The sequence below is a fragment of the Sphingomonas sp. GlSt437 genome (assembly GCF_048015635.2).
GTDB lineage: Bacteria > Pseudomonadota > Alphaproteobacteria > Sphingomonadales > Sphingomonadaceae > Sphingomonas.
Genome location: NZ_JBPGYA010000001.1, coordinates 1,360,212 through 1,372,802 on the forward strand (window position 1 = coordinate 1,360,212; position 12,591 = coordinate 1,372,802).

The window sequence follows — 12,591 nt, forward strand, 5'->3', positions numbered from 1 at the left end:
GCGGCATTGCTGATGCTGCCGGGGGTGGCGATGGCGCAGAGCGATCCGCATGCCGGGCACCACATGACGCCGGGGATGACCATGCCTAAGCCGGCGCCGAAGCCCGTTGCGAAGGTGAAGCCTAAACCCAAGCCGAAAGCGCCGGCGGGTCATCCGGCGCAGCACGCTCAATCCGTATCGCCAACACTGGCGCCGGTGCGGGAAAATGCCAAGTCGGAGCCGGTGCCAACCACCGAGCCGATGGACCCGACCATGCCGATGGCCGGCATGGACATGACGACGCCAGCCGAACCAACCAAGGTTGCACCCGGCGCGCCACCGGCACCGGCCGAAGCGCCGCTGATGCACCACGACATGCCGGAAATGACTGGTATGGAGAGCATGTCCCACGCCGGTCACCACGTCATGAAAAGTGCATTCGGCCTTTATCCTGGCAACCGAGACGCATCGGGAACGAGTTGGCAGCCGGACCTATCGCCGCATTATGGCCTGCACGGTGAGCACGGAGGGTGGGACCTGATGCTGCATGGCACCGTCAATGTGGTCTATGACAATCAATCCGGGCCACGCGGCGGTGAAAAGGCGTTCGTGCTGGGTCACATCATGGGTTCGGCGGCGAGGGATTTGTCTGCGCGAGATCGCCTGCAACTCCGTGTCGCCGTCACCCCAGACCCGTTCATGGGACCTCGCGGCTATCCGCTTCTATTCGCAACCGGCGAGACCGCTGACGGACGCACCCAGCTGATCGATCGTCAGCACCCGCACGATCTGATCAGCGAATTGTCGGTGTCGCTGTCGCATCGCTTCACAGACCGGCTGAGCAGCTATTTGTTCTACGGCGAAGTCGGCGATCCAGCCTTCGGACCGCCAGCCTATATCCACCGCCTATCGATCCAGGACGACCCGGAGGCACCGATCAGCCATCATTGGCTCGATAGCATGCACGGCACACAGGGGGTCATTACTGGCGGGCTGGTGTTAGGCAACATCAAGGTCGAAGCCTCGACGTTCCGGGGACGCGAGCCCGATCAACACCGGTACGATATCGAGGCACCGAAGTTCGATTCCTTTGCGGCCCGCGTCAGCTGGAACCCCACCGCTACACTCGCGCTTCAAGCCTCCTACGCCTTTCAGCGCAGCCCTGAGCAAGTGACGCCGGACCAAAATCAGCGACGTTACTCGGCCAGTGCGATCTACACCCGCAGCGTCGGCGCGATCGGTTATTGGTCGACAACATTCGCGTGGGGGCGGCGGATCGACATTGAGCCGGGCGTTTCAAGTGATGCGCTAGACGCCTTCGTGCTCGAAAGCGCGATCCACCCCAATGATCGGTGGACTTTCTTCGGCCGAGGTGAGCGGGTTGATAATGACGAGCTGCTGCCGGCGGCTGGATCGTTCCACGGCACGGTGTTCACCGTCGGGAAGGTCTCGGCAGGCGCCATCCGTGATATCCAGCTCGTAACGCATCTCAAGATCGGGCTTGGTGCACTCGGGTCGCGCACCTTCGTGCCGCAAGGGCTAAATGGTGCCTATGGCGGTGATCGCTGGTCGGGCGAAGTGTTCATCCGCTTTAAGCTGGACTAAGCCCGGTCAATGGACGACCGCATTTAGGTCTGGCTGGGCGAGCGTCTAGCGTCCGCTTTTAGGGCGCTTTGCCGACAAAACGGGAAAAGCGATTGCTCCTCTGAGCCGGTCGATACATCGTAGCGCAGCGCTCATCCTGTTGAGGTGCAGAAGCGTATCTGCGGACTGTAACGGTAAAATAGGTTTACCCCAAAATGCCCATGACCCGCCGCGAAGCCATCGCTACCTTTGGGGCCATCGCCGCGCTCCCCAGCTTGGCCATGGCGACAACGGGCGATCTCCGCGACGACATGGCCATTTTGCGCAAGGCACTTACCTTGCATCCTGGGCTTTATCGCTATTCAACCGAGGCGGAGGTCAACCGCCGGCTTGAGGTGCTTGAACGGCAGTTCGTCGGCGCGACGACCAACGAGGCGCGCTATCTGGCGATATCTCGATTTTTGGCGAGCATCCGCTGCGGCCACACCTATTGCAATTTCTTCAATCAACGCGACGCGCTCGCCGCTGAGTTGTTCGATCGCCGGACCCGGCTGCCCTTCTACTTCGAGTGGATCAATCGGCGGATGATCGTGACCGCCGATCGCACCGGCATGATCGCCCCGGGGACGGAGGTCGTCTCGATCAATGGCGTCGCGGCAACCGCGATGCTCCGCGCGCTGATGCCCTACGCCCGCGCCGACGGCCACAACGACGCCAAACGCGTTTCGTTGCTGGGCGTCAACGGCCGCGACCGCATCGAGTATTTCGATGTGTTCCAGGGTTTGGTCTTCGGGGCGCGTTCCGATGCTACGCACCTTTTGAGCCTGCGTCTGCCCAATGGCGATGAACAACAGCGCCAAGTCCCGACGCTCAATCTTGCAGACCGACGCGCGCAAATGGCAGCGGGTCCAACCAGTAAGGATGCGCCCCGATGGCAGTGGCAGGTGCGGCCCGACGGCATCGCGCTGCTCACCATGCCAAGCTGGGCGGTTTACGACAGCAAATGGCCGTGGCGACAATGGCTGGATGATCGGTTGAACACCCTGGCCGGTGCCAAGGGTCTTATCATCGATCTGCGCGACAATGAGGGTGGGCTGGATTGCGGCGACGCCATTCTGGCCCGTTTGGCGACCGCGCCGATCGCGGATGACGGTGCTGAGCGCCGTGTTCGTTTCGAGCGTACCCCAGCCGATCTCGACCAATATCTCGACACCTGGGATAAAAGCTTCCGGACGCTTGGGGTCGGCGCCGCGCCGAGCGCCAACGGCTTCTACCGCCTTCACGCAGAGCAAAGCGGCACGGTCATTGCGCCAGCCGAACCCCGCCTGCAATTGCCGGTCGCCGCGCTGATCGGACCGGTCAACAGTTCGGCGACCTTCCAGTTCGCCCAAAAGGCGCAGCGCAACAAGCTCATCCGATTAATTGGCGAAATGACTGGCGGCAACCAGCGCGGGATCAATGGTGGTGCCTTCTTCTTCGTCCGCTTGCCCGCCAGCGGCATCGAGTTCGATCTGCCGCTGATCGGCTATTTTCCGCCGGGTCTGCCGCCGGACGCCGGCCTTTATCCCGATGTGCTAGTCCCGCGCCGACCGGCAGACATTGCTGCTGGCCGAGATGCACAGATGGATGCTGCGGTGGAATGGATCGGTCGCGCCTAGGACCTGCGTCGCTTTACAATACATGGTGGTCGGGACCGAACTTCATCATAACAATTATGTTCGCTTTGACCGGTTTTAGGCATTCGGCAAAGCCGCTTGACGGGCGGCTTTTAGGGCGCATCGCTGACTTAACTTCGGCTCCGACATATGGCGGCCGCCCAGGCCTCACTTGCAGACATAGGGTGGTCTGATAGGCTAACGACGGCTGCCGTCGGTGGGCGGTTCCAGCACGGAGGTCACAATGCTGCAGCTTGTACAGGATTATCATAGCCGCTTGAGAGCAGAGGCCGCGTCCGCAGGCGACTTCCGCCTGACTATCATGGCGATCAGAATGCTTCTCAGTTTATTGCTCATTGCTGCCAGCGCCTTGCTATCGTCAGTTCTGCATCTTGATCAGCCGGCAAGAGCCGCTCTCACCATCCCCATTGGAGGTCTCACTCTGATGATGATCCTGCATCTCGGCTACGTCTTCACTGAAGGGTTTCAGAACGCGCCACAGCCTGAGGCGTGACGCGTGGGCTGGCAGGGTTCGCAACGGCGCTGTTGGCAGCCGACTAAGCGAATTTAGCGTTAAGAACGCTATCTGGACGAAAGGCAACTTTCGTGGTTGGAGAACGCCAAGTCGAACGGCCGATATTAAGGCGCGTTGCGGAAATACGGGGGTTGCTGCGTGCTCCTATTGCTTCGTTAATTCACGAAGCTGATTCGACGCTCGTTTATTGCCGCGCACGCAGCGTCAGCCCGACGATTCGCGGCTCGCTCGGCGTGCCGACGATCAGCCCCGAATTGCCGGCCTGGATCGTCAGGTTCTGGATGTAGCGCGCGTCGAACAGATTGCGGGCGAACACTAGTATTTCGACCTTCCTGCTGAGGCGGAAACCGGCGCTCGCGTTGGTCAGGCTATAGGCATTGATATAGGTGTAGCGCGACAGCGACGGGTCGCCGAAATAGCCGCTGCGCCAGGCGGTATCGGCGTGGAGCACGAACTCCAGCTTGCCCGCCAGCGGCCGGACATAATCGATGATCAGCGATTCCGACCAGCGCGGCAGGCCGGCGAGCGGCTGGCCGGTCAGGTTGCAGGCGGTCGTCGCGCTGCCTTGCAGTTCGAGCGGGCAGGGGCCGGCGGGGTAGTTGGTGTAGCTGCCGTTGGCATAGGCCAGCGAACCGGTGAGCGTCAGCCCGGCGAGGCGCGCGCTGGCATCGGCCTCGACGCCCTTCACCGTCACTTGCGGGACGTTCGAGAGATAGCCGCGCAGCGCGACCGTCTGCGTACTGTCGACAATCGTCGCCTGGAAATCGCGCACCTTGGTGTAAAAGCCGACCAGATCGAGCGACAGATGGTGATCGAACAGCCGCGATTTGATGCCGGCTTCCCAGGTCTGGTTGACTTCGGGCCTGACGACCGCCGTGCTCAGCGTCGGCTGATTGAGCGAATTGAGCGGCAGCCCCGACATGTTGATGCCGCCCGATTTGAAGCCGCGCGCATAGCTTGCATAGGCAAAGACGTTGGGCGTCGCCTGGTAGGAGATATTGGCGCGGCCCGAGAGGTTATCCTCGACATTGTGCGCGGTGTAGCTCTGGCAGACATTGGTCGTGAGATCAGCGGTCTGGCAGGTGAAGATGTTGCGTTGCGCGCGGATCAGCGTCGCGTTGGTAACGGTCGCGCCGCCGCCCACGGTCGACAGATAGGCGCCGTCCTTGACTTCGTAGGTGTAGCGCAGGCCCCCTGTCAGCGTGACGCGCGGCACGATCTGCCAGTTCGCCTCGCCGAACACGGCGTAGCTGTCTGACGAGAAGCGGGTGTGGCCATCGGTGCCATAGCCGTCGAGCAGATTGGCGGGGACGGGCGTATTGGCGGCGCCCGTTGTCGGGCCGATCAGCCAATAAGCGCCGGCGGGGCCATAGATGCTGATCGGCTCGCCGGTGATCGTCTGCGTGTAGAAATAGAGGCCGCCGACATAATTGAAGCGATGATCGCCATTCGACGCGATGCGCAGTTCCTGGCTGTACTGGTCCTGCCGTGAGGGAATGTGCTGGGTGAGCTGGATCGGCAGCCCGGTATAATCGCGGTCGTTGGCCGCATCCCAATTCCAGAAGCGCCAAGCGCTGACCGAGGTGAGCGTCGCCCCGCCGATCCTGTAATCGCTGATCAGCTCGACTCCGCCCTCGTTGGTGTTGACGCCCAGTGGCGCGTCGATGTCGGTCAGCCGGTCATAGGGATTGGTGCTGGGCGGGGCATAAGGCCCGCCGGGGGCATTGGCGGCGAGATAGGGATATTGCCGCGTCGCCGGGCGCAGGCTCTGGCCGACGCGCAGGAAAACCTGGGTGCAGCATTCGTTGCTGTAATTGGTGAAATCGGCAATCAGGCGGAACGACCAATCGGCGCTGGGCGTCCACAGCAGCTGGCCCCGGACCGACTGGTTGCCGAGGTCATTCTGCTGCTTGTGCAGGCGGGTGTTGTAGAGCACGCCGTCGCGCCGCGTCTCGACGCCGGAAATGCGGAAAGCGAGCGTGTCGTCGATGATCGGGCCTGAGCCCCACGCCTTGGCCTGGATATAGTTGTAATCGCCATAGGAGACTTCCTCCTGCGCTTCGGGCGTGAAGCTCGGCGCGCGGCTGGCGATGTTGATCGCGCCGGCGGTGGTGTTCTTGCCGAACAGCGTGCCCTGGGGGCCGCGCAATACCTCGATCCGCTCGATATCGGCAAAGTCGAACGCGGCGGTGGCCGGGCGGCCGTGATAGACTTGGTCGACATAGAAGCCGACCCCCGATTCAAGCCCATCATTCGCCTGGCTGACCGCGACGACGCTGCTGCCCAGCCCACGGATGGTGAAGGCGGTGTTGCGCGGGTTGGCCGAGCTGTAATTGAGCGTCGGCACCAGGATGCTGAGCTGCTGGGTGTTCACGGTGTAGGAGCGGTCGATCGTGTCGCCGCCGACGACCGTCAGCGCGGCAGGCACGCGCGCAGCATCTTCGGCGCGGCGACGGGCAGTGACGATCACGTCGGGTAGGGCGTCGGTTGCGCCGGAAACAGGTACATCAGCGACGATCGCAGGATCGGGCGCGGTGGGAGCAAGAGCTGGCGTATTCGAACCTGATGCCAGAGACAGCAAAACCGCGATTCCGAATGCCATGGTTCCCACCCCTCGACGCTATATACAGCCGTATATTGCATTAGGCCTGCGGCAATGGTTCGGCAAGCCATGAGGGATGCGCCATCGGCTCGCCACGGTGCAGGATATTCAGCTCGGTAGCAGTCGCTCCGCTGCATTCAGCCGCATTTTATGGTGGCAGCTTTTGGAGCGGAGAAGTCGCCTTCTAGGCGACCGATTGTGGGGCGCCTAGTGGTCCTTCCGCTAACGCCCTGTTCGCAACCTCATGTCAGCTCGATCGAAGCGGTGATCGCAGCCGCGCTCGCCTTAGGGGCGGGACAAAGCTGCAGCGGACGGAACAGGTTGCCGGAAGCATCGCTGCCGGATTTGACTTTCCGATCGGCTCTCTTGTCGCTCGTGGTCTCTGATGGCTCATATTGTTGCAAACATTCCGGCGCCCTGATCGGACTAAAGGTCAGACGGTCAGAGTGATCGGACTGATCCTCGCTCCCTGTGACGCGGGCAGCAAAATAGGTAACCGCGAGGGAAAGGGATCACGATTAAATTAGTGACGCTAAGTCAAACATTTCGTTGACGATTCAAACTATACTCTGCACCCTCTAATTGCGAGGGGAACGACACATGGCATTGCGATTCGCTTCGTTTCTGGGGCTGGTCTGGATGGCAACATTGACGGCGTGCGGCGCTGAGGGCAGCAAGACCTATCCGCCTTATCGATACCGACTGACCGTAACGGTTGACACACCGCAAGGACCGAGGTCCGGATCGAGCGTTGTCGAGGTTCGTACCTATGTTGCCGGAAAGCTCTCTATCCCATCGCCGGGTATGGTTCATCAGACCCTGAAGGGACAGGCGGTCGCCATCGACCTGCCCAACGGCAAGACCCTTTTCGCATTGCTGCGCTCCGACGACGACAATGATTGGGCGCTAGGTGTGCTGATGAACCAGACGCCGCATCCGACAGCCGAGGAATCAATTGGGCGTGACGGGAAGTTCGATCCCAACATGGACTTCGACCTTTGGATGCAACGGGTGCTGGCATTGAAAGGTGTTCAAGTGCTGCCCCGGTGGCTGCCGCCGCTATACCCCGGTCGTGAGCCTCCCGACCCGCTTCGCAGCAATTACCCGATGATGGTCTACTTCAAGGACATCAACAACCCAGCAACAGTGGACCGTGTCGACCCGGATAATTTGTCGAAAGTCTTCGGCCAAGGATACAAGATCGATCGCGTAACCGCTGAGCCAACGCAGGATGCGGTTTCCACCGGCATCTCCTCACGTTTCCCTTGGTGGGAAAGATATCATGACCGCCACTTCGACGGTAGCTCAGCATCCATTGAAAATCCCTTTGATAAACCGGTAACTTGGCTATCGTCTGGTTCATTCTCCGCAAATTTATAAGTTACCATTGGGGGCAATTGTATGAGAACGAAGATGAATGGCTCGATGATGCCCGCAATCATCGCTATGGACCAGTAAAACATTAGGAATGTTCAAGGTGTGTTCTAACTAGAAGGCCAAATACTCGACTGGATCAGTTCTTCACGTAATCAAGTCTTCGAGCATGACCCGGCGGCTGTCATCATTCAGAAGGCTACAAGACGCCCGGCCTCTTGCCGATGCGACTGGTGCGCCTTTAGGCGACCGATAAAAAAGTCATGTCGGCTTTCCAGCCAGCTGCGTGGCGGTTTGAACGACCGAAAGTGGGGCGCATAGCCGCCCCCAACTTAGCCAGCAACTCCCGCTGTCAGTCCATGGACCAAAGGATGATCAAACCCAGCTTAAGCTCGGCGTGGTTCACGCTTGGCATTAACCCAGCCGTCAATTCCACGCCGGGCTTGCCTCTGTGTGACTGCAATTCATTGGGATATGCCCCAAAGTAATTACCGCAAATGCTTTAGACCTGAAACACTTCTGTCTCATAAAATAATCCTGTTTGGGAGGGGATGATGACGAAGGCTCGGAGGCCAATTCTAGCGTCGCATATGATGGCCATGCTGCTCGCTGGCGTGGCCATGCCGGCTTACGCGCAGGAAAGGAAGCCACCGCAAGGCGACAATAGCGGCGTTCCTGACATCGTCGTTACGGCAGAACGGCGCGAGACCAATCAGCAAACGACGCCAATCGCAATTACCGCCCTTAACGCCGAAGCGCTCCGCGCCAACGGCGTTGCGGTGATCAACGATCTCGCGGCGACGGTGCCCAACTTGACCTCGACCACGGGACCGCAAGGATCGTCCGATGCCAATTTCTTTATACGCGGTGTGGGTCAGTTCGATTTCATCGTGACCAATGATCCCGGCGTGGGCGTTTATGTTGATGGGATCTACATCGGCCGCACCGTAGGCGCTATGCTCGACTCTGGCGATATCGGACGGGTCGAGGTTCTACGAGGGCCGCAGGGTACGCTTTTCGGGCGCAATACGCTGGGCGGCGCGATCAGCGTAACCTCCAAGGCGCCCGACCCAAGCGCCTTCCACGTCGAAGGCAATGCGACCTATGGCAGTCGTAACAGGTTCGAAGTCGACGGCGCCGTCAACGTGCCGCTGGGTGATGATAATGCCCTTCGGCTCTATGGCTTTTACCGCGCGCAGGATGGCTTCGCGAAGCGGGCCTATGACGACGTGCGCTTCGGCGCCACCGATCGTCATGGGCTTAGGGCAGCATTGCGCCTGAACCCGCTCAGCAATGTAAAGGTCGATATTGCCGCAGACTACTCGCTCGACAAGTCGAACCCCGCGCCTTCAGTGCTGCGCGCGATTGCGCCGGCACCGTTCTTTCCTGCCGCTGCTGCGAACGACATCCAGGATCCCAACAACTTCTACAACGTTTATGGATCGAACAGCCCAACCGCGAACAACCGGGTTTGGGGTGTTTCGGGGACGATCGCTGTTGATCTAGGGGGCGCCACTTTAAAATCGATCACCGCTTATCGCGAGCTCAAGGGGTTTTCGACCTCTGATCCGGACGGAACACGCTTCCGTCTCTATGATCAGCTCGTCGACACTAACCAATCTCAGTTCAGCCAAGAATTGCAAATTTCGGGATCGCTCGCGAGAGACCGGCTGAACTATCTGTTAGGTGGCTATTTCTTTCGCGAGCGAGCTGTCCAGCAGCTGCGGCTATGCTTCGCGCCAATCTCCAATTCGACGAACGTACCTAATGGCCCATGTAATACTTGGACCCAGGGCAACAACCAGTTAACCCAAAGCTACGCGATCTTCGGTCAAGCAAGGTACAAATTTACCAATCATCTCTCGTTGACGCTTGGAGGGCGCTACACCTGGGATACAAAGGATATCATCTCAAACCAATTCTTTGACTTCCGGCCAGATGCCGTGGGGCCGGGTGCGGTATTCGGCTTTGGCCTACCGGTGGCTTTGCTGGGGCAGCGCATCGTGGTGCCCATCGTTACCAACTTGCCGGCGAGCCGCAGCTTTGACCAGTTTACGCCCAAAGTCGGCGTCGAATACCAGGCTGGTAGGACACTGTTATTTGCTTCCTACACCAAGGGTTTCCGCTCGGGTGGCTTTAACGGCCGCTTGATTGCACCGCAGGCGACCGTACCCAGCTATAATCCGGATACCAACGATGCGTACGAGCTCGGTTTCAAGACCGATTTGCTGGACCGGCACTTGCGGGTCAATGGCACCGGTTTCTACCAGAAGTACAAGGGCATCCAGCAAACGATCGCCGATCCCGCGGTTCAGTTCCGCGTCGCCAATGCCGGCAATGCCGAGCTTTACGGCTTTGAGCTTGAAGTGACTGCGGCGCCGACCAGCAGGCTCAATCTGAACGCGGCGTTGGGTTATACCCACAGCAAATTTGTCGACGTGCCGTTGAGCGTCGGCCCGATCAACGGCAACAAACTACCGTTTAGCCCGGAATGGACCCTGGCGCTGGGCGCCGATTACAAGGTCGATCTGGGCAGCTACGGCAAGCTGACGCCGCATGTCGACTATCGTTACCAGTCACGGACCTACTACACCGCGTTCAACCTGCCGCTGGAACAGCAGGCGCCTTATGGATTGCTGGGCGCCCGCATTACGTTCGCCGATCATTCCGACCACTTCACGCTGGCAGTCTATGCGCAGAACCTGACCGACGAAAAATATTACACTTTTGGTCAAAATGCGCTGGCCACTCAGGGCGTGGCGTATGAATATCTCGGTCGCCCGCGCGAGTTCGGCGTGACGGCGGGCTTCAAATTCTGATCCGTCAGGCAGCGAGGAAGCGATGCTTTCCCGAGAAGAAATAAGGCAGCTGCGATAAAATCGATTAGACTTGAGCTTCGATTTGGCCGGTTGCACGGGACAGCACCCTTCGGAAAGCGGCAACGCTCGTTTGGCGGATAACGGTGACCGAGCCATCGGCGTGGCGAAATTCATAGTGCGGCATCGACCGCAGACCCTGCCCGACCAACGTTTCGGTTTCGCGCAATAGCGTAACGATATCGAGGTCGGACGCCAGATGCCTGCGAGCCGCTTCACCGTCAAAGCCGTGCCATTCGGCAAGTTCGATCAGGAAGGCGTCATCAATAACCCGCGCTTCCCCGAAGAAGCTTCGTCCTAAATCATTGATCATCGAACCTGAAACGCCGGGTTGCTTCGCTTCTGCCCAGCGGACGAGGCGATGCCCGTCAATCGATGCGGGACCGCGGGTGATCTTCTCGAAGGCAAAATTGATCCCGATCGGCTCGGCGACGGATCTGATCTGCTCCCACATAGGCACGCGCAGGTCTTCGCCATATCTCTGGCGGAAAAACCCAAGGAAGTCGTGCCCGGCCCGGTCGAAATACGGATAGAGCATATATTGGCGCCAGCGCATGACCGGCGCACTGCCACCGTCGGCAACATGGGCAGCGACCGCCAGCGTGAAGTGCCGCTGTGCCACGTGGCACCAAGGGCAGAGAAAATCATAGACGATATCAACGTGCACGTGCTGGCCTCCCAAAACGGGGTTGCATCAACGCTGCCCTATGCGCCTCAAATCGATGCGCCTCGGGTTACAGCCGATTAACTGCCGTCGGTCGGTAGGCCGCAGGCATCGGAATTTTAGGTAGCCTGCCTAGAACGCACTGAACCCCGTCTGCGCGCGACCCAGGATCAGTGCATGGATGTCATGCGTACCTTCATAGGTATTGACCGCTTCCAGGTTCATGACGTGGCGGATCACGCCATACTCGTCGCTGATGCCGTTGCCGCCAAGCATGTCGCGCGCCGTGCGGGCGATATCTAGCGCCTTGCCGCAATTGTTGCGCTTGATAAGGCTAATTGTCTCAGGCGGTAGTTGATGCGTGTCCATCAGACGGCCGGCGGTGAGCGCAGCATTGAGGCCGAGCGCGATTTCTGTCTGCATATCCGCGAGCTTCTTCTGGATCAGCTGGGTCGCCGCGAGGGGGCGATCGAACTGGCGGCGGTCGAGTGTGTATTGCCGCGCGGTGTGCCAGCACCATTCGGCCGCGCCCATCGCCCCCCAGGCAATGCCATAGCGTGCGTTGTTGAGGCAACCGAACGGCCCCTTAAGCCCCTCGACGCCCTCGAGCAGGCGGTCGGCGGGGATATGGACCTCGTCCATCACAATCTCGCCCGTCACCCAGGCGCGCAGGCTGAACTTGCCCTCGATCTTAGGCGTCGATAGCCCGCCATCGCCGCGTTCAAGAATGAACCCTCGGATGCGCCCGTCATCGCATTTAGCCCAGACGACGAACACGTCCGCCAGCGGACTATTGGTGATCCACATCTTCGTTCCCGTCAGCACATAGCCGTCGCTGACGGTGCGGGCGCGAGTCTTCATCCCGCCAGGGTCGGAGCCGGCATCGGGCTCGGTCAGGCCGAACGCGCCGATCGTTTCCCCGCTCGCGAGCTTCGGTAGATAGACCTGACGCTGCGCTTCAGTCCCGTAGGCATGGATCGGGTACATCACCAGGCTCGATTGTACCGACATCGCCGATCGATAGGCGGAGTCGATGCGCTCGACCTCGCGCGCGATTAGGCCATAGGCGACATAGCCGACACCAGCGCAGCCATAGCCGTCGATCGTCGGACCCAAAAGCCCTGCCGCGCCGAACCTGCGGATCAGGTCGCGGTCATAGGTCTCGTGGCGATTGGCCGCTTTAACGATCGGCTTCAGCTCAGCCTCGCAGAAGCTCCGCGCGGTGTCGCGGATCATCCGCTCTTCGTCCGTCAGCGCGGCTGCGAGCAGGAACGGATCGGTCCAATCGAACGACGGCCAGCTCGTGGTGGTCATCAGCATCG

At 60.1% G+C, this 12,591-nt stretch carries 8 protein-coding genes; 5 read left to right on the forward strand and 3 right to left on the reverse strand.

Going from position 1 to position 12,591, the window contains the following annotated elements:
- The first annotated feature begins 6 nt into the window (after positions 1 to 6).
- The 3 genes from ACLB0R_RS06665 to ACLB0R_RS06675 all read left to right on the forward strand — a co-directional run bounded on the left by ACLB0R_RS06665 (position 7) and on the right by ACLB0R_RS06675 (position 3,732).
- Positions 7 to 1,584, forward strand: a complete 1,578-nt coding sequence (locus tag ACLB0R_RS06665; protein ID WP_434953786.1) for a hypothetical protein — start codon at positions 7 to 9, stop codon at positions 1,582 to 1,584.
- A 260-nt stretch (positions 1,585 to 1,844) separates the two neighbouring features.
- The gene (locus ACLB0R_RS06670) at positions 1,845 to 3,221 is read left to right on the forward strand and encodes a S41 family peptidase (RefSeq protein ID WP_434953787.1); all 1,377 of its coding nucleotides are present in this window, start codon (positions 1,845 to 1,847) and stop codon (positions 3,219 to 3,221) included.
- 241 nt (positions 3,222 to 3,462) lie between these two features.
- On the forward strand, positions 3,463 to 3,732 hold the full coding sequence (locus ACLB0R_RS06675) for a hypothetical protein (protein ID WP_416642499.1): 270 nt from the start codon (positions 3,463 to 3,465) through the stop codon (positions 3,730 to 3,732).
- A 205-nt stretch (positions 3,733 to 3,937) separates the two neighbouring features.
- Here the strand turns inward: ACLB0R_RS06675 and ACLB0R_RS06680 are convergent, their stop codons facing one another.
- A complete protein-coding gene (locus ACLB0R_RS06680; protein ID WP_416642500.1) occupies positions 3,938 to 6,355 on the reverse strand; it encodes a TonB-dependent receptor in 2,418 nt (805 codons plus the stop codon).
- A gap of 600 nt (positions 6,356 to 6,955) precedes the next feature.
- Between ACLB0R_RS06680 and ACLB0R_RS06685 the strand changes: the two genes are divergently transcribed.
- Both ACLB0R_RS06685 and ACLB0R_RS06690 read left to right on the forward strand, forming a co-directional pair.
- Positions 6,956 to 7,735, forward strand: coding sequence for a hypothetical protein (locus ACLB0R_RS06685; RefSeq protein WP_416642501.1), 780 nt, complete (start codon positions 6,956 to 6,958; stop codon positions 7,733 to 7,735).
- 587 nt (positions 7,736 to 8,322) lie between these two features.
- Positions 8,323 to 10,548 carry a TonB-dependent receptor gene (locus ACLB0R_RS06690; RefSeq protein WP_434953788.1) on the forward strand — a complete coding sequence of 742 codons (2,226 nt, stop codon included), beginning with the start codon at positions 8,323 to 8,325 and terminating at the stop codon, positions 10,546 to 10,548.
- A 64-nt stretch (positions 10,549 to 10,612) separates the two neighbouring features.
- On the opposite strand, the gene ACLB0R_RS06695 is transcribed toward ACLB0R_RS06690, so the two are convergent.
- A complete protein-coding gene (locus tag ACLB0R_RS06695; RefSeq protein ID WP_416642503.1) occupies positions 10,613 to 11,272 on the reverse strand; it encodes a DsbA family oxidoreductase in 660 nt (219 codons plus the stop codon).
- Between the two features lie 129 nt (positions 11,273 to 11,401).
- Entirely contained in the window at positions 11,402 to 12,589 is a 1,188-nt protein-coding gene (locus tag ACLB0R_RS06700) for an acyl-CoA dehydrogenase (protein ID WP_434953789.1), read from the reverse strand.
- Positions 12,590 to 12,591: the final 2 nt, after the last annotated feature.